Below are 19,539 nucleotides of genomic sequence, written 5' to 3'. Positions count from 1 at the left end.
TTTGCAGAGCTCGGCGACAAAATCCACGAGCGGAACAGCGGTACGATTTCGTCAGCCGGACCAGAGACAGGTTGGAGGCAACCGCCCTGCCTTTTCGGTTTCGGCGGTCTCTTCCCGGCACCATTTCCGTTTGTATTTTTGCGCTGCACAAGATAGAGATTGCAGCCAAAATTTGTGCAAATGCCTTTTCGCGGGGCTGGCCACTACAGCGCCGCGCGCCATATCAGACGCGCAAAGGCCGCTGTAGCACTTTGAAGTGCTGCATGATTCCTTAAATCGGTTCCGATTTAAGGAATCATGCAGTAGCCATATCAGCGAAGCGGGCGCGTCTTTGCCGCCCCGGCGGATTGGAGGGTCCGGAGATGAAAACCATCAGCACCATCGCCGAGCTGCGCGCGGCCCTTGCCGAGCACCGGCGGGCGGGCAGGTCCATCGGCCTGGTCCCGACAATGGGCTATCTTCATGTCGGCCATATGGAGCTCGTGCGCCGTGCGCGCAGTGAGAACGACGTGGTTGTCGCCAGCATTTTCGTCAATCCGCTACAGTTCGGGCCGAAAGAAGACCTTGCCAAATATCCGCGTGATCTCGCTCGCGACGAGAAGATGCTGGCGGCGGGCGGTGTCGATTTTCTCTTTGCGCCCGGCGTTTCCGACATGTATCCGCGGCCGATGGAGACCGTCGTCGACCTGCCGAAACTCGGATCCGAGCTCGAAGGCTCCGTGAGACCTGGGCATTTCGCCGGCGTCGCGACTGTCGTCACCAAGCTTTTCAACATTGTCCAGCCGGATCGCGCCTATTTCGGCGAGAAGGATTTCCAGCAGTTGCAGATCATCCGCCGCATGGTCGAGGATCTGGCGCAGCCCGTCTCCGTCGTCGGCGTGCCGACGGTGCGCGAAGCCGATGGTCTCGCCTGTTCGTCGCGTAATGTCTATTTGACGGCCGACGAGCGCCGCGCCGCCGCGATCGTGCCGAAGGCGCCGGACGAGGCCGAGCGGCTGATCGCGAGCGGCCTCACCGATCCGGCGGCGGTCGAGAAGGGTGTCATCGAACTCCTTGCCAGCGAGCCGTTGGCCCGGCCCGAAGTCGTGGCGCTTCGCGATCCGGAAACGCTGGAGCCGGTAAACGAAATCGGCGAAAAGCCTGTCCTCCTCCTGCTCTTCGTCCGTTTCGGCATGACGAAGCTGCTTGATAACCGCGTTATCGTTCCGAAATCCGCCCGTTTTGCAAAGGTTGCCTGAGAATGAGCGTCCAGACCACGAAGCGGCGGCTCAGCCCCGCCAGTATCGAAGCCTTGAAGGGCGATCGCCCGATCGTCAGCCTCACGGCCTATACGACGCCGATCGCGCGGCTCCTCGACCCGCATGTGGATTTCCTGCTTGTCGGCGACTCGCTCGGCATGGTGCTCTACGGCCTCGACACCACGGTCGGCGTTACGCTCGACATGATGATCGCCCACGGCCAAGCGGTGATGCGCGGCGCTGAGCGCGCCTGCGTCGTCGTCGATCTGCCCTTCGGCTCCTATCAGGAATCGAAGGAGCAGGCTTTCCGCAGCGCCGCGCGCGTCTTGAAGGAGACGGGCTGCAGCGCGGTGAAGCTCGAGGGTGGCGCGGAGATGGCCGAGACCGTGGAATTCCTTGTCAGCCGCGGCATTCCGGTGCTCGGCCATGTCGGACTGATGCCGCAGCTCGTCAACACCACCGGCGGCTATCGCTCGGTCGGGCGCAACGACAAGGAAGTGGCGAAGATCCGCCGTGACGCAAAGGCGATCGACGACGCCGGCGCCTTCGCGATCGTCATCGAGGGCACGGTCGAGCCAGTTGCCCGCGAGATCACCGCGACCCTGCGCGCACCGACCATCGGCATCGGCGCCTCGCCCGCCTGCGATGGCCAGATTCTCGTCTCCGACGACATGCTCGGTCTTTTCAACGATTTCAAGCCGCGCTTCGTCAAGCATTTCGCCGAACTGGCGCCGGCGATCTCGAAGGCGGTGGAAGCCTATGCCAACGAGGTGAAGGCCCGCACGTTTCCCGGCATCGAGCATACGTTCCAGCTCAAGCGCTGATAGGCTGGGACGTGCTCCGCAGCCGTATTTATGGGGCTAGGCCCCGCGTCGGCGGCGCGGGATACTCTTTTGGCCTTCGCAAGCGCTAGACACTAGACAGCCGCGCGGACGAAAAGGCTCCTCCGCTTTGAACAGTGTTCTCGCAGCGAGTCACTCACGGCGCGGACGCGCCGTGGCTGGATTCCTGTGACAAGCACAGGAATGAGGAGACGGGTGGGACGAAAGGCATGAGGGCGGAGGCCGTCGCTCCGCCAGCCATCAGAAAATTCAATCACTGCATCAGCGTAATTGAATTGTCGCAGCCGGCGCCAACACCTATCTGTCCCGGCAAGCGTTTGCGGGAATGCGCTCTTGCGCAACGGCTCCCCGCGGGAGGTTTCCATGAAGAAAAACGACTTCCGGGAGGGCTTGCGCGGCGGCTTTGCCGTGATGTTGGCGGCGTCGCCCTTCGGCGCGCTTTTTGGCGCGCTTGCCGTCGAGAACGGCTTTTCCATCGCCGATGCGGTGCTGATGAGCGCGACCGTCTACGCCGGCGCCAGCCAGATGGTCGGCATCGAGCTTTTCGGCAACAATGTCCAGCCGTGGCTCGTCGTGCTCTCGGTCTTCGCGGTCAACTTCCGCCACGTGCTCTATTCAGCCTCGATAGCGCGGCATATCCGGCACTTTACGTTCGTGCAGAAGTTCTTCACTTTCTTCCTGCTCGTCGATCCGCAATATGCGGAAACCGAAAGGCGGGCCGAGCGCGGCCTTCCGGTCACCTTCTCCTGGTATCTCGGCTTCGGGCTGATCATCTATTTTCCCTGGCTCATCAACACGTTCATCGGCGCGCTCTTCGGGCAATTGATCGGCGATCCGAAGGCGATCGGTCTCGACGTACTGCTGCCGATCTATTTCCTCGGGCTGGTGCTCGGTTTCCGCAAACGCGATCGGTTTCTGCCCGTCGTTGCAGCCAGCGCAGTCGCCTCGGTCGGCGCCATGCATTTCGTCGGTTCGCCCTGGCATGTCAGCATCGGCGCGCTTGCCGGTATCCTGCTTGCCGCCTGCCTGCCGCAGACGCCGGCGCGCGGGGAAGTGCCGGCCATGGAACAGGAGGCCTAGCCATGGATGCGCAGCACCTCAATCTCATCTACCTGATCATCGCCGCGGCGGTCGCCACCTTCGCAACCCGGGTCGGCGGCTATGTGCTGATCACCCAATTCAAGCACATTCCACCGCGCCTGGAGGCGGCGCTGAACGCCGTCCCGGCTGCGGTGCTGACGACGCTCGTGGCACCGGCCTTCATCTATGGCGGCTTCGATGTCGGTGCGTCGATGCTCGTTGCCTTTGCCATCGGCATGCGTTTTTCGACGCTGCGCATGCTGCTTGTCGGCTGGGCCGCGGTGATGGTGATCCGGCACCTCGTTTTGTAGGTTTTTCTTATTTCCTCCGGGCGGGGCCCATCGCCGCCGCTGGCTGCAGAGTGAAAGACGGCGCGTAAGTTGCGCTGAGCTCCACGTCCGGCATTGGCGTCGGGGCCAGCCATGGACTATCATCATTTCGTTGCCGGAGAGGCAACCGCCCCTACAGCGCCGCGCGTCCGATCAGACGCGCAGGGATTTGCTGTAGCACTTTCAATTGGTTGTGGAGGAGTGAACCATGATGATCAGGATCTCGATTGCCCTTTTGCTGGCGCTGGCGCCTGTGACTGCCTTTGCCAATTCGTGCCCCAGCCAGATGGCCGCGATCGACTCGGCCCTGCAGACTGCCTCCCTTTCCGAGGCCGACATGAACAAGGTCAAGCAGTTGCGCAAGCAGGGCGAGGATCTGCACGCGGCCGGCGATCATGCCGGTTCGGAGGCAGCGCTCGGCGAGGCAAAGAAACTGCTGGGAATTTGAATGGAAAAGCCGGGCTCGCCCGGCTTTTTCGCTTTTCGAGGAGGGTGTCGAATCAACTGATGATTGTCGAACCGAGCTTGTAATCCAGTAAAATTTCCGGGTTACATCTGTGCGTTGCGGTACATATAACGGCGTTGTTGGTAGAGACATCGAACCTCCCAACGGAGGCCCGGCTGCCCCTATAGCCCCAACCCCCGCCGCCGGGCCTCCCGCGCCCTCGAAAACCAGCGGCCGCCTCCTTAGCGTGAGATCGCTTCGGTGGCGGCCTTCAGCCAGTCGCGCGTGTTGTCGTCGGCAAGCAGCGGCATCAGCTTCTCCCGTGTCTCGACATGATAGGTGTTCAGCCAGGCAAGCTCGTCGTCGGTCAGCAATGCCGGGAGAACGAGGCGCCGGTCGATCGGGCAGAAGGTCAGCGTGTCGAAGCCTAGCATCGGCAGGTCGCCGCCCTCGATTTCCGAGGCCTCCTGGACGACGATCAGGTTCTCGATACGGACGCCGAAGGCACCGGGGCGATAGTAGCCGGGCTCATTGGAAAGGATCATGCCGGACAGGAGTTCCTGCGTGGCGAGCCGGGCGATGCGCTGCGGTCCTTCGTGCACCGAGAGATAGGAGCCGACGCCGTGGCCGGTGCCGTGGGCATAGTCGGCGCCCGCCTTCCAGAGCGCGATCCGGGCGAGCGGGTCGAGGTCGACGCCGCGCGAGCCCTTCGGGAAGCGCGCCGTGCTGATGGCGATCATGCCCTTCAGCACCAGCGTGAAGAAACGCTTCTGCTCTTCGGGTACCGCGCCGATGGCAACCGTACGGGTGATGTCGGTCGTGCCGTTGATATATTGCGCCCCGGAATCGATCAGGAACATGGTTCCCGCCTCGATCGGCCGGTCGGTGTCGGTCGTCACGCGGTAGTGCATGATCGCCGCATGCGATCCGGCGCCGGCGATGGTGTCGAAAGAGATGTCCTTCAAGGGATTCTGCATGCGCTCGCCGACGGTAGCGCGCGTCGCCTCCAATCGTTCCGCCGCGCCAATTTCCGTGACGCTGCCGGGCTCCGTCTTATCAAGCCAGGCGAGGAACTCGACCATTGCGGCGCCGTCCTGCAGATGCGCACGGACCGAACCGGCGATCTCGGCGGCGTTCTTGCGGGCGCGCGGCAGGCGAGCCGGATCGATGGACTCGATAACCGAGCCGCCATTGGCGCGGATCAGTTCGCCGATCGCGAAGGGGGCAAGATCCGGGTCGATCACGATCACCGAGCCGGTTGATGCGAGCGCCGCCAGCCGATCGTCGAAGCCGGCCGGAGCCTCGATATCGGCGAGCTGCGTCAGATAGGCTTCCTGCTCGATGCCGGTCTTGCGCTTGTCGAGGAAAATTTCGGCGCGACCGCTGGCATGGATGATGGCGCGCGCGAGCGGATGCGGCGTATGCGGCACGTCGCTGCCGCGGATATTGAAGGTCCAGGCGATGGAGGAGGGGTCTGTGAGGATGACGGCGGCGGCCTTGGCCTTTTCAACGGCCGCGCCAATGGTGGCGATCTTGTCCTTCGCAAGCTGCCCCGCATGCTCGATCGGCTGGATCGTCACGCGGCCCAGGGGCGCGGCAGGCCGTCCGGTCCAGATCCGGTCGAGCGGATTATGGTCGAGAAAGACGAGCGCGCCGTCGATCGCGGCCAACGCCTTTTCGAGCCTGCGAACCTCCGCGGCCGTGTGCAGCCAGGGATCGATGCCGAGACGGAATCCTTTTGGTCCGTGGCCCTCCAGCCAGACATGCGGCGGCTCGCCGATGAGATCGCCACCGGTAAAGACGCTGCCGTCCACCTGCTCCTTGAGCTGGGTGACGTAACGGCCATCGACGAAGACGATCGCCTCACGCTGGGTGATGAGGGCGACGCCGGCCGAACCCGTAAAGCCCGTCAGCCAGGAAAGCCGTTCGGACGAGGCGGGCACATATTCGCCCTGAAACTCGTCGGCACGCGGCACGAGGAAGCCGTCGATGCCAAGCGGCGCGAAAGCGGCGCGCAGGGCGGCGGTGCGCTCCTTGCCATATTGAGGCGTGGAGGTGACTTCGTAAGACTGAAACATGGACATTTCCGGTAAAATGGGCGGAATTCCGCGGCTGAGATGACCGGCATGTTAGCGGAAAGGCCGCTTAAGAGGAAAGGGGCGAGTTCCGACGATGAACAGTCACCTCTCTCGCACCGCCGGCAGCGGACATTTGCCCAATCATCATACTTATGCGCTCTGCGCATGGCACCCATGCTGCAATATATCTATCTCTATCGGAATAATGGTTTATAAGCCCGGTCAACGAACACGGACGAACATCCGGTGGTTCAAAAGGCTGCAGTTCCGAGAATAGTTGGTCATTCTGTTCTCCTCCTCCCTCAAGGGTGGCCAATTTCGGAACGGTAGAAGCCCGCTCGAGCGCTCCTCCTCCTCAGGCTCGCGGGCACGGTCGGTCACAAGCCGGCTAACAGGCGATGCTTCGGCATCGCCTTTGTTTCGAAAAGGCCGCCCGTCATGATGAACTGGGCGGCCTTTTTGTTTTCCATGCCTGAAATTTTGTGAGCCGCGAGGAACGCCTGCGGTGTTGACCGTAAAGCTGCGCCGCTATTTGGCCAGATGGATCGTGACCCAGCCGTTGCGCCAGATTGTACGCACATGCTTGAGGTGCTGGCCGTTATAGGCGGCGAGTACCTTCCAGCGCTGTTCGGCGAGGATGCCGGAGAGAATGACCGAGCCGCCGGGAGCGAGATTGGCGACGAGCTGCGCCGCCATTTTGATCAGTGGCCGCGCCAGGATGTTGGCGATGATGAGATCGAACGGTCCGCTGGCTCTGAACGCCGTCGAGTGGAAGCCGGGGGCGGTTGCGAAGGTCATGCCGGTGGAGACGCCGTTGCGGCGGGCGTTATCCTTGGCAACGCTCGTGGCGATCGGGTCGATATCGGTTGCAAGCACCGGCACGCGCAGCAGTTTCCAGGCCGCGATCGCCAGAACGCCGCTCCCGGTACCGAGGTCGAGCACGTTGTGGACCGGGCGGGTCCGCGCGACAGAAGCAAGCACCTCGAGGCAGCCGGCGGTCGTGCCGTGATGGCCGGTGCCGAAGGCTTGGCCGGCATCGATCTCGATGGCGATCTCGCCGGTTTTCACTTTGTCGCGGTCATGCGAGCCATGGACGACGAAGCGGCCGGCGCGAACGGGGGCAAGCCCCTCCAGCGACTTGGCGATCCAATCGATGTCCGGCAGGACCTCACGCTCGATCGCAAGGTCGGAGAAATCGGCTGCAAGCGCGTCGCCAAGGCGCGCCTTCACGCTCTCTTCCTCGTCTGCCATCATGTAGATCGAGGCTTCCCAGATATCGCGCTTCTCGTCGATTTCCATGGTCGCAATCGCATAGTCTTCGTCAACGAAAACCATGCTCATGACGTCGAGAACGGCTTCCGCCCTTTTCTCGGTGGTGGTGACGAAAAGTCGTATCTCGCTCAAGGTTTTTTCCTTCGGCCGCAGTCTGCTCCGCGGCTATCATGAAAGCGGCGGAAACGCAAAGCGCCGGTCTCGCCGGCGCCTTGTTGAAATCGGCCGGAGCAAGGCTCAGCCCCTGCTCAGATTTTCCAGTTTCTGGACGGCCGTTTCCGGGTTCTCGCCATAGGCGATGGTGCCGCTGAACTCACCGTTCGCATCGAGGAGGAAGACGGACGCGGTATGATCCATCGTGTAATCGCCGTCCGGCTCTTTCTCGTCGACCGGCACCTTTTTGTAGTAGACGCGATAACCCTTGACCATCTCCAGGACCTTCTCGGGCGGGCCTGAGATGCCGGTGATGCGCTTGGAGACGTTGGCAACATACTGGCCGAGCACTTCCGGCGTATCGCGCTCCGGATCGACGGTGATGAAATAGGCCTGCAGCTTGCTGCCGTCCGGATCGACTTTTTCCAGCCAGCCGTTCAGTTCAAAGAGAGTGGTCGGGCAAACCTCAGGGCAGTGGGTGAAGCCGAAGAAGAGCGCCGTTGGCTTGCCGGTGAAGGCCTTTTCGGTGATCGGCTGGCCATTTTGGGCGACCAGCGTGAACGGGACGCCGAAGGGACCGGACGACGCCTGCTGCTTCGATCGGGTCATGTCGAAGGTGAGCCAGCCGAGGACGGCCACCATGACGAGGATGGCGACCCAGAGAACGATGCGTATGGATTTCATCACTGCTACCGGTTTTGTTGCGGGCTGACCGTCACTGAATGTGGGGTTGTGATACCGCTTCGCCGCGCCCAACGCAAAGGGGAGAATTGCCGCAGCCGTATATCAGATCAATGCGGAAAGCCGCTGCACATTTTTCCTCATACCGCTTCAGAAGCACCAGGACAGGCCTGCCTGGGCGAAGGACAGGAAGATGTCGGCCCCGTGGGCGACCCAGCCTTGGAAGGCGAGGAGGAAGACAAGCGCAAGCACGCTCGCGAGAAGTGCGAGGCCGAGAGGCGTAAGCGATTTCTTCGTTTCTGTGCGCATGATCGGATCATAGCACCGCAAGCGGGCAAGGAAAGGGCAAGGACAGGAGAAACCTATGCCTTTCACGCAAACTTGGCAGCCATGTATTAGCGATTGTTTAAGGTCTGTTTGACAGTGTCGACCGGCGCGGAGAAGTGCACCACTTCGACATGACATGAGGTCATCCGGTTTGATCGAGTCCGGCCTTCCGCATCGATCGTAACGGAGGACCTCGCCTGCGGCAGGCGGGTCCATTGCCATGGACTGCCAGCCAATGAACAAATCTCCATCAGTCAAGAGCAACCTTTCGGTCAGCCAGCGACTGGCGACGCTTGCGGGCGCCGCGTTTCTCGGCTTCGGCTCCGTGCTTGCCGTCGGCTGGTATGAGGAGCGCGGCTCGGAAGAAACACTTGAAAAAGCGGTTATCGCCCAGCGCGGGATGAAGACGGTCGAGGAGATGCGGCTTGCCGGCCTCGAACTGGTGCTCGCGGCGATGGACACCATTGTCGATCGCGACGAACGTAGGATCCAGCCGGAGCGTGCGGCACGGATCAAGGCTTCGCTGCAGATACTCGATACGAAGAAAGCCGATGTCGAGGCGCTGGCGCGCCTCCTCGGCAGGCCGGAAATCCTTTCGAGCTTCGACGCCGACCTCGCTGAATTGCGCAAGGCGATCGAGGCGGACCTGAAGACGCTGGTGGAAGCCGGCGCACAAGCGGACGAATTCGCGCGCATAGACGATGCGATCGACGGCGGCGGGGAGCGGATGGGCGCGGCTCTGGCGCAATTGGGCGAAGCCGCTGCCGAGCTCGCCTCGACCCGTATAGTCGAGACTCAGGACGCGTCGAGGAATGCGTTCATGCTGCAGGCAACAGCCGGCTTGCTGGCAATGGCGACCCTGCTCGGGCTGATCTGGTTTCACGGAAATACGTTGCGTCGCGGCATTCTCGGGCTTCGCGACAGCATGCAGCGAATTCATTCGGGCGACTTTGCATCCGAGGTGGCAGCGCTTAGGCGCGGCGATGAAATCGGCGAGATGGCGCGGTCGGTGGAGCTATTCCGGGCCTCGGCGATCGAAAAGAGGGCGCTCGAACAGAACGCTGCGGCGAGCCGCGCGGAAGGGGAGCGGGAACGCGTGCGCCAGGAAACGGAGCGCGAGCAAGCGGTCGCCCGGATAAAGGCCGCGGTCGATGCGCTCGGCCTCGCGCTCAACCAGCTTGCCGAAGGCAATCTGGCGGTCGCAATCCGCGAGCCTTTCGAGGAGGGGCTCGATACGGTGCGGCGTGATTTCAACAATACGGTCGAGCAGCTCAGTCACGTCCTTTCGACCGTGAAGGAGAACACGGCTTCGATCGAATCGAACGGACACCAGATGCGAAGCGCCGCAGATGATCTGGCGCGGCGAACGGAAAGACAGGCGGCATCGCTGGAGCAGACGTCGGCGGCGCTGGAGGAGATCACCGTCACGGTGAAAGCCGCGACCGAGCGCGCCGAAGAGGCGAGCCGCATGGTCGGCGACACACGCACCAATGCCGAGGAATCCGGCCGTATCGTCGGCGAGGCGATCTCCGCCATGGCGCGCATCGAAGCTGCTTCGAATGAAATCGGCAAGATCATCAACGTCATCGACGAGATCGCCTTCCAGACCAATCTTCTGGCGCTCAATGCCGGCGTCGAGGCTGCGCGCGCCGGGGAAGCCGGCAAGGGCTTCGCCGTCGTCGCTCAGGAGGTGAGGGAACTCGCCCAGCGCGCCGCCGGCGCCGCGAAGGACATCAAGGCGCTGGTGACGCGTTCGGGCAATGAGGTCGAAACCGGCGTCAAGCTGGTGCAGGCGACCGGGGACGCGCTCGGCCGCATCGGCGCCGACGTCGCATGCATCAACGAGCACATGAACTCCATCGTCATGGCGGCGCGCGAGCAGTCGACCGGTCTCAACGAAATCAGCACCGCGGTCGGCGAACTCGATCAGATGACGCAGCAGAACGCTGCCATGGTCGAACAGACCAATGCGTCGAGCCACACGCTCGCGCAAGATGCCGAGAAGCTCAGCGAGCTCATCGGCCAGTTCCGCCACGGGCAGGTGAGCGAAGCGGCCGTTCGAACAGCGGCTCCATCAGTAGCGCAACCCTCGGTCAGGGGGAGCACCTCGGCCAAGCCAAATGCTTCGATCAGCGCAAGCGCCACGGTCTCCGCAAGGTCGATGACGCTTCGCAAGCCCGCGACCGTCCAGGCATCCACCCGCCCGGCTCCATCCCCCGCCAAGGCCCTTATGGGCAAGCTGGCGGGCGCTTTCGGCAACAGATCGGGCGGCGCGCCATCGGCGTCGGCGTCCGGCGACAATTGGGAAGAATTCTGATCATGAGCAACGCAATCAAGCAGTCAGGCGCCTATCTCGAAATCGTCTCCTTCCACCTTGGCGATCAGGAATTTTGCATCGACATCATGGCGATCCGCGAAATCCGTGGCTGGGCTCCGGTGACGCCGATGCCGCACACACCATCCTATGTGCTCGGCCTCATCAACCTGCGCGGCGCGGTGATTCCGGTCATCGATATGGCCTGCCGCCTTGGCATGAAGATGACGGAGCCGTCGGAGCGCTCGGCGATCATCGTCACCGACATCAACGGCAAGCTCGTCGGCCTGCTGGTCGAACAGGTTTCCGACATGATGACGATCCGCAGCGAAGACCTGCAGCCCGCACCCGAAATCATTCCGGAAGCGCAGCGCGCCTTCTGCCGCGGCATCGTCGCGCTCGAAAAGTCGATGGTCTGTTTCCTCAACCTCGATACGGTCATTGCCGACGAGCTGGCGCAGGCCGCCTAGACTTGAAGCGAATTCGCGCCCAACACCTGCGAGGCCCGCGAGAGCGGGCCTTTTGCATGAGCGATCAGCGAGGACGCCGGTGAGCTCAGCGCAGAGGCAAATTTGCCGGATCCGCATCACGATTGAATGAGCAAACGTGACCGATCGACAAGCGCGGGGCCAGGAACTCTTGCACGGAAAACGAGTTATGCTCGTGAGGTCCGCATGCGTGGGGAGGCCGTGTGCTGACAATCGCAGCATCCGCCGGGAGACTGGATGCTGAAACGGACACAGGAGTAATGCCATGAGAGTTTCTCTGAGAACATCATTCGCCGCATTCGTCCTTTCATCCGCCCTAGCAGCCGCGCCGGCCTTTGCGACGAACTTCTATCACGGCGTCGACCCGCACCATCCTCCGGGGACTCAGAACAGCGGGTCAATGTTTGTGCCGATGGTAGAGGGCCCGTACTATGTCGACCGCACGCCTACCGGAAGCATCTACGTCGATCCGAGGCCGACTGGGAGCATCTACTACGTGGATCCTGCGCCGACGGGCAGCATCAGCAGCGCACCTGCTAGAGACCGCGAGTGGTACAGGAATGAATACCAGAGCGGCGGCGAAGGCGACTACTACCAGGGTATCATGCCCCCGGCACCTCGCCCCTGAACGGCTGGGTAACCGCACGACTCACCAACTTCTCGGGTAGTTCGGCGCACTTAACGGCGTCCAAGGCCCACGCCAATGGACGCCGCGTCGCCCGGTAGTGGATAGCTATTGCAAACCGCTGGTCATGCAGCGCGCGAAGAATATCCTCGATGACAAAGATCATGATGGGGAAGTCTGGCGTATTGTTGCGTCAAGTTAAAGTTGCGTAATCCGCATCACTGTTCGATGAGCAATCGTGACAAAACGTCAAACGCCTGCAAGGGCCACGGATGGTATCTTCGTAACCGTAGCATTCGTGAGGAGGCCGTATGCTGCAGATATCGCATCCGTTAGGAGGCCGGGTGCTCAACGGACACGAGGAGTTAACGTCATGAGAGTTTCTCTGAAAACGTCATTCGCTGCATTTGTCCTCTCATCCGCGCTTGTTGGTGCCGCTGCGCCGGCTTTTGCGGATACTTACTACCAGGGAATCGACCCCCATAATCCTCCAGGGCGCCAAAACCGAGTGGAGGTGCAGACGCCACGTCGCGCTCCGGCGAACGTCGATGTGATGCCCACCGGCAGTATCGACGGTCAGCGGCCCTCTTCGACCGGCATGACCTACAGGGAGAGATATCAGTCCGGCGAGGGCAACTACTATCGCGGTATCGTTCCGCCGACACCCTGAATGAGGGCTGAGAAGTCCTGTTTTCTGGAGCGGGATGAGGCGATCTTATCCCGCCCTTTTTGCGAGTAGGCGTCCTACTCGGGTCGGCCATTTTCCCAGGTGACCTGCTGACCGAAGAGCGGCACCGTCGTGATCGACATCTTGGCGGAGCCATCGGTCAGTTGGCGCGAATGTGCCAGATAGATCAGCGTATCGTTGGCCTTGTCGTAGATGCGGGTCACGAGCAGGTCCTTCCAGATCAGCGACAGCCCGGAACGGAAAACCTCCTCTCCCTCCTTCGACAGATCGATATCCCCTATGGCGATCGGGCCGGTTTGCCGGCAGGCGATCGAATTGTTCGAAGGATCCTCGAACCAGTTGCCGTTTTTGAGGCGGTCAATGACGCTCCGGTCGAAATAGGTGACGTGGCAGGTCACGCCGGTGACTTTCGGATCGCGCACGGCGTCGATCTTGATGTCGTTGCCAAGCCAATCGACGCCGACCTGGCCGACCGTTTCGGCCCGGCCGGGTAGAGCTGCCACGGCAGAAAGGGCGAGACTGGCGAGAAGCAAGGTGCGGATGCGGCGCAACATGAGTATCCTCCACTGCAGCGCCATGCGTCTTTTCTAGACGCACAAGGGCCGCTGTAACACTTTGAATTGCTGCCTGTTTTATCCTTAAATCAGCGCTGATTTAAGGATACATGCAGTGAGCTGCACCGTTCACATAGGTGGCGGATTCGGCAATAACAAGCCGCCGCTGTGCCCGCGACAAACGTTGTCCGTCCGGTGGCCTTCAGGCCGTATGGCGCAGTTGTTCGTGTGGTGAAACTTCCGCGTGCCGCAATTGTGCGGCGGCTGCCGCAAGCGCACGGCCGCTGGCGTCGATCTGACGGTGCCTGGCGATGGAACAACGATCTCGGCCATCGGCCTTGGAATCGTAAAGTGCCAGGTCGGCGCGGATCATCACGTCCGTGATCGTGTCGCCCGGTGCCGCTGCGGCGATGCCGATGCTGACGGTCAGCCGGATGCGCTGGTGCGCCCGGCCAGCCGGCGTTTCGCGCACGATCCGGCATATCGCATCGGCAAGCGCTGCCGCCTGCTCTTCCGTGTGGTTCGGCAGGATGAGGCCGAACTCCTCGCCGCCGATCCGCCCGAAAGCGCCGCGTCCATCGAGGAAGGCCGAGACGGTCTGAGCGAAATGGGCGAGTGCCATATCTCCGCAGGCGTGGCCGTAACGGTCGTTGATCTGCTTGAAATAGTCGAGATCGAGCAGCAGGAAGGCGAGCGGCCGGCGGCGGGCAAGACAATCGGCGAAAATCCGCTCCCCTTCTTCGATCAGTTTTCCGCGCGACAGCGCTCCTGTCAGTTCGTCGCGTGCGACCATGGCCCTCAGACCGGCGATGATGCGGTTCTGCATCGTCAGGATGACGGCGAAAAAGAGAGATGGCAGGAAGAGCATCCGCATCATCGCGAGCGACAAGTCAAAGGCGATTGCGGCTGGTGACCCCGAAAGCACCGGCGCGTGCGACGAAGGTCCGAGGACGGGGACCAGCGCAGCGAGGGCGAGGGCGGCCGAGCCGATGATGGCAGCACTCAGCGCCGGCTTTTCAGCCTGCCAGCGGTCGAGCGTCGCAAGGCAGATGGCGAGGAGGAAGGCGGCGCCAAGGCCGGCGGCAACGATGATACGGCCGCCGAGGCCATCGGGACCGTCGAGCGCGGCAAGCAGGCCGACTATGCCGGCCACAAGCGCGATGGCCGAAAGCACCGCCGGAGGGAATGATAGGGCCAGAAGCCGGCGCAGGCCCAGAAGAATGCAAGGAAAGGCCGCAACAAGCGCTGCATAGCCGGCCAGGATGGCGAGCGGCATCCGCAACGCATCCGCCGCCATCATCATGCCGATCGCGATTGCGGAAAGCATGCAGCCGGCCGAGAATTCCCAGGCGCCGGCAGCCGCGGACCGCCGCAGCGCCAAAAGAACCGGCAGCATGGCCAGCAGCGCAATCAACGATAACGCGGGGAAAAAGCTCATTTCGAAACGGCCTGTCGTGCTAAAATAAAAGAAAGCTTGCGTTCCAGCCAGTATGCGAGGTCAATTGCTACCTACGGCGCGTTAACGAAGGCCGGAGAAATTCGCTGCAATTTGAGCGATCATGCTGCACGAAAGCGGTTGTGGTCGGGTGTTGCTGGTTTTCGAGCTGGAGCGAAATCGAGCCTGGATCGCAACGAGGACGCGCCATGCGCTTCCTCGGCTGACCGAATTTAGGGATCACGCTCATGACTTTGGATCGGTTCAACGTGGTCCGGAGTAGATGCCATGCCCCATGAAAGACTGCCTTTTGCGGACAGGGTCGACGCGGGCCGACGGCTCGCCCGCGCCATCGAGCGCGAGAATTTCGCCGATCCTCTTGTAATGGCGCTGCCGCGCGGCGGCGTGCCGGTCGCCTTCGAGGTGGCGACCATCCTCAAGGCGCCGCTCGAACTCTTGATCGTTCGCAAGATCGGTGCGCCGGGACACGCAGAATTCGGCCTTGGCGCGCTCGTTGACAGCGATGAGCCGCAACTTGTGCTGAATGACGAAGCGATACGTCTGGTGCGCCCGCCGGAGACCTACCTGAAGGAGGAGACGGAGCGGCAGCGGCTCGAACTCGCGCGCCGCCGCGCGCTTTACCTCGGCGACCGACCGCGCATTTCGTCAAAGGGGCGCAACGTCATTGTCGTCGATGACGGCATCGCGACGGGTGGCACTGCCAAGGCCGCGATCCAGGCGCTGCGGCAGGCCGGCGCGGCGGCGCTGATGCTCGCCGTTCCGGTCGCACCACCGAGCGCGATCGCAAGCCTTGGCCGCGAGGTCGACCGGATCGTCTGCCTTGCAAGCCCCGAGCCCTTCCACGCGGTCAGCATCTACTATGACGATTTCGACCAGACCACGGACGCCGAGGTGGTCGCGCTTCTGAAGCGCGCGAGCGGAGACGACGGCCGCAACGTCCTCGGCTGACGCTTCGCGCGAGAAAGAGCCCTCTCCCGCCATTGATTTTGTGCATGTGGCGCCACATGTTGGTCCAAAATCGGAGGAGGGGGCAAATGGCGGCTACGCGACACATCGGCAAAAACCTGGCAGATTTCTGCCGTCCGGACCGGATGGCGCTCATCGTCTATGATATGCAGGTCGGCATCGTGCGGCAGGTCAAGGACGGAGCCGAGATCGCAGCGAAGGTCCTGAAGGCCGTCGAGGCTGCCCGGCAAGGCGGCTATCCGGTCATTTTTCTTCGCCACATGTCGATGCCGCGCGAACTCATGGGCGCATTCCAACTGCGCCAGGCGATGGCCTGGCAGCGAACTGATGATCCGGACGCGGTCAAGCCGTGGTTCCTGCGCGGCACGCCCGGCTTCGAAATCGTGCCCGAACTTGCGCCGCGGGAAAGCGAAGCGATCCTCGACAAGATCACCTTCTCGGCCTTCGAGGGAACGCCGCTTTCGATCATCCTGCGCGATCTTGGGCTGACCTCCTTTGCGATCTGTGGCATCGCCACCGAGATCGGCATCGACCCGACCGTACGCCATGGCGCCGACCTCGGCCTCGTCCCGATCGTTCTCCGTGACGCCTGCGGGCCGGGACATCACGAGGCGGCCGAGCGGTCGCTGGACAATATCGCCTTCATGGGCGATGCGATCCTCTGCCAGGTGGAAGAAATTGTCGGAGCAATGGGGTAACCTTCGCCCGCGCGCGCCTCGCCGCCCGCCACACTTGCAAAAATCTCTTTCAGCCCAGGATTTGAAAAATGAGCGAAGCTTTCTCCATTCGCCCGATAAGCCGCACCGACTATGAACAATGGCTGCCGCTCTGGGATGGCTACAATGCCTTCTACGGCCGCTCGGGCGAAACCGCGCTCGACCCGGACATCACCAGGATGACCTGGTCGCGCTTCTTCGATACCTATGAGCCGATGCATGCGCTGGTCGCCGAAAGCGACGGCCGGCTGATCGGCCTCACGCACTACATTTTGCACCGCAGCACGACCTCGATCCAGCCGAACTGCTATCTCCAGGACCTTTTCACCAGCGAGGCCGCTCGCGGCAAGGGCGTGGGCCGGGCGCTGATCGAGGGTGTCTATGAGCGGGCGAGGTCGGCCGGTTCGCCGCGGGTCTATTGGCTGACGCATGAGACGAACCACACCGCGATGCGGCTATACGACCAGGTGGCGGAGAAGTCGGGGTTCGTGATGTACCGAAAGATGTTTTGAGTGGAGTGCGACTCGATGTGAGGCCGCTAATGGACCCCTCTCTGCAAAATCTAACGTTTGGCCTTCGCCTAAGCCGTTGATTTTTCTTTCTCCGCCGCTTAGGGGAGGGGGCGACTGCCGTTACCGCCGGTAATCGTCCGCCGGCTCGTGCTGCAATCACACGCGCTCCACAAACCCGTCCAGCACCCGCTTCTGACCCGCGCGATCGAAATCGATCGTCAGCTTGTTGCCTTCGATGGCGGCGATGTTGCCGTTGCCGAACTTGATGTGGAAGACGCGGTCGCCGACGTTGAAGCGTGAGGGTTCGGCGGTCGTCGATTTGGCGACCAGTTCGCCGTCGATGGTGCGGGTGCGCGGGCCTGATTCGCCGTAGCCGATCCGTTCGATAGCGTGGCCGGAGCGGGTGCCCCAATTGTCGCGGGTCGCCTCCGAGCGGTGCTGCTGCGCGCGTTTCCAGCCTGGTGTCTGATAGGAGTTCTCGAAAGGATCGGCCTTGTCGAAGCGCGACTGGCCATAGCCGCCGCGGCCGTAACCGCCGTAGGAGACTTCCTGTTCGGCCACTTCCACATGATCGATCGGCAGTTCGTCGAGGAAGCGCGAGGGCAGCGTCGATTGCCAGAGCCCATGAATGCGGCGGTTCGAGACGAACCAGATATGGCAGCGGTGCTTGGCGCGGGTGATGCCGACATAGGCGAGGCGGCGCTCTTCCTCGAGGCCGGCTCGGCCGCCTTCGTCGAGCGAACGCTGATGGGGGAAGAGGCCTTCCTCCCAGCCCGGCAGGAACACGGTGTCGAATTCCAGGCCCTTGGCCGAATGCAGTGTCATGATCGAAACGGCGTCGAGATCCTCGTTCTGTTCGGCATCCATGACGAGCGCGACGTGTTCCAGAAACCCGCGCATCGACTCGAACGCCTCCATCGAGCGGATGAGTTCTTTCAGGTTTTCCAGGCGCCCCGGCGCTTCGGCCGATTTGTCGGCCTGCCACATGGCTGTGTAGCCGCTCTCGTCGAGGATCTGCTCGGCGAGTTCCGTATGCGGCGTCGTTTCGAGCAGCGTCTGCCAGCGCCGGAAATCGGTGACGACGTCGAAGAGCGCCTTGCGCGCCTTCGGCTTCAATTCGTCGGTCTCGATGATTTCGGCAGCGGCGGAAAGCATGGGGATGTCGCGGGCGCGGGCATAGTCGTGCAGGGTGCGAACCGTGGTGTCGCCCAAACCCCGCTTCGGCGTGTTGACGATACGCTCGAAGGCCAGGTCGTCGGCGGGCTGACAGACGAGGCGGAAATAGGCCATGGCATCGCGGATTTCGAGCCGTTCGTAGAAGCGCGGGCCGCCGATGACGCGGTAGTTAAGACCGAGCGTGACGAAACGGTCTTCGAATTCGCGCATCTGGAACGAGGCGCGCACCAGAATCGCCATGTCGTTGAGATTGTGCTTGCCCCGCTGAAGCTGCTCGATCTCCTCGCCGATGGCGCGGGCTTCCTCTTCGGAGTCCCAGGCGGCGTGCACATGCACCTTCTCGTCGTCCGGGTTGGTGCGCTCGGTGAACAGCGTCTTGCCGAGACGACCCTCGTTATGGGCGATCAGGTGGGCGGCGGTGCCGAGGATGTGCTCGGTCGAGCGATAGTTGCGCTCGAGTTTTATGACCTTGGCGCCGGGGAAGTCCTTCTCGAAACGGAGAATGTTGTCCACCTCGGCGCCGCGCCAGCCATAGATCGACTGATCGTCGTCGCCGACGCAGCAGATGTTTATCTGCTGCTGTTTGTTTGCGCTCACGCTGTCGCCGCTTGAGCGGCTGCGCTCCGCGGGGGCGGACGAAACGTCGTCCGGCCAGCCTTCGCTGGCTCGGGATTCGCCCGGATTTCCTGCGCCAGTTCGCTCTGACGAGCGAGGCCGCTGCGCCAGCAGCCGCAGCCACATATATTGCGCGGTGTTGGTGTCCTGGTACTCGTCGACGAGGATGTAGCGGAACTTATCGTGATAGTCCTTCAGGACGTCCGGATTGGCGCGGAACATCCGGATCGGGTGCAGCAGGAGATCGCCGAAGTCGCAGGCGTTGAGCGTCAGCAGCCGGTTCTGATAGGCCGCGTAGAGCTCGCGGCCCTTGCCGTTGGCGAAGGCGCGGGCATCGCCCTCGGGAATCTGCGAGGGATCGAGGCCCTTGTTCTTCCAGGTGTCGATCATGCCGGCGAATTGTTTGGCGGGCCAGCGCTTGTCGTCGAGCCCTTCGGCCTGGATGAGCTGCTTGATCAGCCGCACGACGTCGTCGGTATCGAGAATGGTGAAATTGGACCTCAACCCGACGAGCTCGGCGTGGCGGCGCAGGAGCTTGACGCCGATCGAGTGGAAGGTGCCGAGCCAGGGCATGCCTTCGACCGCATGGCCGACGAGCACGCCGATGCGCTCCTTCATCTCGCGTGCGGCCTTGTTGGTGAAGGTGACGGCGAGGATCTGCGAGGGGTAGGCACGGCCGGTGGAAAGAATATGGGCGATGCGGGTGGTCAGCACGCGGGTCTTGCCGGTGCCGGCGCCGGCGAGCACGAGCACCGGACCTTCGAGCGTTTCGACGGCTTCCGTCTGCTCCGGATTGAGGCCGGCGAGATAGTCCGGCCGTTGAGCCTTGTCGCGGGCGGCCATGGCGCGCGCGGCGATGCCGCCGCCGGCAGGCGCGGGCTTGCGCGGCGCCGGCTCCTCGTCGAAGAAGGGAATGTCGTCAAAACCTTTGCTCATGCGGCCCAATGTAGTGATTCGGGACCGAAAGGCCAGAAAGGATGTTCT

The 19,539-nt window shown here is 62.5% G+C and carries 19 protein-coding genes; 12 read left to right on the top strand and 7 right to left on the bottom strand.

The features are described from left to right. Positions 1-362: 362 nt before the first annotated feature. The 5 genes from panC to PYH37_RS23140 all read left to right on the top strand — a co-directional run bounded on the left by panC (position 363) and on the right by PYH37_RS23140 (position 3,937). Entirely contained in the window at positions 363-1,238 is an 876-nt protein-coding gene (gene panC / locus PYH37_RS23160) for a pantoate--beta-alanine ligase (RefSeq protein ID WP_280733771.1), read from the top strand. Between the two features lie 2 nt (positions 1,239-1,240). Then, a complete protein-coding gene (gene panB / locus PYH37_RS23155; RefSeq protein WP_280733770.1) occupies positions 1,241-2,062 on the top strand; it encodes a 3-methyl-2-oxobutanoate hydroxymethyltransferase in 822 nt (273 codons plus the stop codon). Between the two features lie 381 nt (positions 2,063-2,443). After that, on the top strand, positions 2,444-3,160 hold the full coding sequence (locus PYH37_RS23150; protein WP_280733769.1) for an AzlC family ABC transporter permease: 717 nt from the start codon (positions 2,444-2,446) through the stop codon (positions 3,158-3,160). A 2-nt stretch (positions 3,161-3,162) separates the two neighbouring features. After that, positions 3,163-3,471, top strand: coding sequence for an AzlD family protein (locus tag PYH37_RS23145; protein WP_280733768.1), 309 nt, complete (start codon positions 3,163-3,165; stop codon positions 3,469-3,471). A gap of 226 nt (positions 3,472-3,697) precedes the next feature. Continuing rightward, entirely contained in the window at positions 3,698-3,937 is a 240-nt protein-coding gene (locus tag PYH37_RS23140; RefSeq protein ID WP_280733767.1) for a hypothetical protein, read from the top strand. A 239-nt stretch (positions 3,938-4,176) separates the two neighbouring features. On the opposite strand, the gene PYH37_RS23135 is transcribed toward PYH37_RS23140, so the two are convergent. The 4 genes from PYH37_RS23135 to PYH37_RS23120 form a co-directional block, all read right to left on the bottom strand. After that, positions 4,177-6,012, bottom strand: coding sequence for an aminopeptidase P family protein (locus tag PYH37_RS23135; RefSeq protein ID WP_280733766.1), 1,836 nt, complete (start codon positions 6,010-6,012; stop codon positions 4,177-4,179). A gap of 528 nt (positions 6,013-6,540) precedes the next feature. Continuing rightward, entirely contained in the window at positions 6,541-7,416 is an 876-nt protein-coding gene (locus tag PYH37_RS23130; protein WP_280733764.1) for a 50S ribosomal protein L11 methyltransferase, read from the bottom strand. 105 nt (positions 7,417-7,521) lie between these two features. Continuing rightward, a complete protein-coding gene (locus PYH37_RS23125; protein WP_280733763.1) occupies positions 7,522-8,121 on the bottom strand; it encodes an SCO family protein in 600 nt (199 codons plus the stop codon). 147 nt (positions 8,122-8,268) lie between these two features. After that, entirely contained in the window at positions 8,269-8,427 is a 159-nt protein-coding gene (locus PYH37_RS23120) for a hypothetical protein (protein ID WP_280733761.1), read from the bottom strand. A 253-nt stretch (positions 8,428-8,680) separates the two neighbouring features. On the opposite strand from PYH37_RS23120, the gene PYH37_RS23115 reads away from it, so the two are divergent. From PYH37_RS23115 to PYH37_RS23100, 4 genes are all read left to right on the top strand, one after another. Beyond that, the gene (locus PYH37_RS23115; protein WP_280733760.1) at positions 8,681-10,762 is read left to right on the top strand and encodes a methyl-accepting chemotaxis protein; all 2,082 of its coding nucleotides are present in this window, start codon (positions 8,681-8,683) and stop codon (positions 10,760-10,762) included. Positions 10,763-10,764: 2 nt separating this feature from the next. Then, positions 10,765-11,229, top strand: coding sequence for a chemotaxis protein CheW (locus PYH37_RS23110; RefSeq protein ID WP_280733758.1), 465 nt, complete (start codon positions 10,765-10,767; stop codon positions 11,227-11,229). 283 nt (positions 11,230-11,512) lie between these two features. Further along, positions 11,513-11,875 carry a hypothetical protein gene (locus PYH37_RS23105; protein ID WP_280733757.1) on the top strand — a complete coding sequence of 121 codons (363 nt, stop codon included), beginning with the start codon at positions 11,513-11,515 and terminating at the stop codon, positions 11,873-11,875. Between the two features lie 370 nt (positions 11,876-12,245). Continuing rightward, a complete protein-coding gene (locus tag PYH37_RS23100; RefSeq protein ID WP_280733756.1) occupies positions 12,246-12,542 on the top strand; it encodes a hypothetical protein in 297 nt (98 codons plus the stop codon). A gap of 74 nt (positions 12,543-12,616) precedes the next feature. Here the strand turns inward: PYH37_RS23100 and PYH37_RS23095 are convergent, their stop codons facing one another. Together PYH37_RS23095 and PYH37_RS23090 are read right to left on the bottom strand one after the other, a co-directional pair. Next, positions 12,617-13,114 (bottom strand): CreA family protein, encoded by a 498-nt coding sequence (locus tag PYH37_RS23095; RefSeq protein ID WP_280733755.1) that lies wholly within the window; start codon positions 13,112-13,114, stop codon positions 12,617-12,619. 202 nt (positions 13,115-13,316) lie between these two features. Continuing rightward, the gene (locus PYH37_RS23090) at positions 13,317-14,552 is read right to left on the bottom strand and encodes a GGDEF domain-containing protein (protein ID WP_280733754.1); all 1,236 of its coding nucleotides are present in this window, start codon (positions 14,550-14,552) and stop codon (positions 13,317-13,319) included. A gap of 285 nt (positions 14,553-14,837) precedes the next feature. On the opposite strand from PYH37_RS23090, the gene PYH37_RS23085 reads away from it, so the two are divergent. From PYH37_RS23085 to PYH37_RS23075, 3 genes are all read left to right on the top strand, one after another. Beyond that, the gene (locus PYH37_RS23085) at positions 14,838-15,518 is read left to right on the top strand and encodes a phosphoribosyltransferase (protein ID WP_280733753.1); all 681 of its coding nucleotides are present in this window, start codon (positions 14,838-14,840) and stop codon (positions 15,516-15,518) included. An 86-nt stretch (positions 15,519-15,604) separates the two neighbouring features. Next, positions 15,605-16,234, top strand: a complete 630-nt coding sequence (locus PYH37_RS23080) for a cysteine hydrolase family protein (RefSeq protein WP_280733752.1) — start codon at positions 15,605-15,607, stop codon at positions 16,232-16,234. 68 nt (positions 16,235-16,302) lie between these two features. Beyond that, entirely contained in the window at positions 16,303-16,764 is a 462-nt protein-coding gene (locus PYH37_RS23075; RefSeq protein WP_280733750.1) for a GNAT family N-acetyltransferase, read from the top strand. A gap of 156 nt (positions 16,765-16,920) precedes the next feature. On the opposite strand, the gene PYH37_RS23070 is transcribed toward PYH37_RS23075, so the two are convergent. Continuing rightward, positions 16,921-19,491 carry an ATP-dependent helicase gene (locus PYH37_RS23070; protein ID WP_280733748.1) on the bottom strand — a complete coding sequence of 857 codons (2,571 nt, stop codon included), beginning with the start codon at positions 19,489-19,491 and terminating at the stop codon, positions 16,921-16,923. Positions 19,492-19,539: the final 48 nt, after the last annotated feature.

Source organism: Sinorhizobium numidicum (genome assembly GCF_029892045.1).
GTDB classification, from domain to species: Bacteria; Pseudomonadota; Alphaproteobacteria; order Rhizobiales; family Rhizobiaceae; genus Sinorhizobium; species Sinorhizobium numidicum.
Note: the sequence above shows the minus strand (reverse complement) of the source record. Positions and strands in the feature narration are given on the sequence as shown.

Bases quoted from the DNA above. Each gene is read 5' to 3' on its own strand.
- PYH37_RS23075 (WP_280733750.1), top strand. From the start codon at position 16,303: ATGAGCGAAGCTTTCTCCATTCGCCCGATAAGCCGCACCGACTATGAA.
- panB (WP_280733770.1), top strand. From the start codon at position 1,241: ATGAGCGTCCAGACCACGAAGCGGCGGCTCAGCCCCGCCAGTATCGAA.
- PYH37_RS23095 (WP_280733755.1), bottom strand. From the start codon at position 13,114: ATGTTGCGCCGCATCCGCACCTTGCTTCTCGCCAGTCTCGCCCTTTCT.
- PYH37_RS23080 (WP_280733752.1), top strand. From the start codon at position 15,605: ATGGCGGCTACGCGACACATCGGCAAAAACCTGGCAGATTTCTGCCGT.
- PYH37_RS23125 (WP_280733763.1), bottom strand. From the start codon at position 8,121: ATGAAATCCATACGCATCGTTCTCTGGGTCGCCATCCTCGTCATGGTG.
- PYH37_RS23145 (WP_280733768.1), top strand. From the start codon at position 3,163: ATGGATGCGCAGCACCTCAATCTCATCTACCTGATCATCGCCGCGGCG.
- PYH37_RS23120 (WP_280733761.1), bottom strand. From the start codon at position 8,427: ATGCGCACAGAAACGAAGAAATCGCTTACGCCTCTCGGCCTCGCACTT.
- PYH37_RS23070 (WP_280733748.1), bottom strand. From the start codon at position 19,491: ATGAGCAAAGGTTTTGACGACATTCCCTTCTTCGACGAGGAGCCGGCG.
- PYH37_RS23100 (WP_280733756.1), top strand. From the start codon at position 12,246: ATGAGAGTTTCTCTGAAAACGTCATTCGCTGCATTTGTCCTCTCATCC.
- PYH37_RS23115 (WP_280733760.1), top strand. From the start codon at position 8,681: ATGAACAAATCTCCATCAGTCAAGAGCAACCTTTCGGTCAGCCAGCGA.
- PYH37_RS23140 (WP_280733767.1), top strand. From the start codon at position 3,698: ATGATGATCAGGATCTCGATTGCCCTTTTGCTGGCGCTGGCGCCTGTG.
- PYH37_RS23150 (WP_280733769.1), top strand. From the start codon at position 2,444: ATGAAGAAAAACGACTTCCGGGAGGGCTTGCGCGGCGGCTTTGCCGTG.
- PYH37_RS23110 (WP_280733758.1), top strand. From the start codon at position 10,765: ATGAGCAACGCAATCAAGCAGTCAGGCGCCTATCTCGAAATCGTCTCC.
- PYH37_RS23090 (WP_280733754.1), bottom strand. From the start codon at position 14,552: ATGAGCTTTTTCCCCGCGTTATCGTTGATTGCGCTGCTGGCCATGCTG.
- PYH37_RS23135 (WP_280733766.1), bottom strand. From the start codon at position 6,012: ATGTTTCAGTCTTACGAAGTCACCTCCACGCCTCAATATGGCAAGGAG.
- PYH37_RS23085 (WP_280733753.1), top strand. From the start codon at position 14,838: ATGCCCCATGAAAGACTGCCTTTTGCGGACAGGGTCGACGCGGGCCGA.
- PYH37_RS23105 (WP_280733757.1), top strand. From the start codon at position 11,513: ATGAGAGTTTCTCTGAGAACATCATTCGCCGCATTCGTCCTTTCATCC.
- panC (WP_280733771.1), top strand. From the start codon at position 363: ATGAAAACCATCAGCACCATCGCCGAGCTGCGCGCGGCCCTTGCCGAG.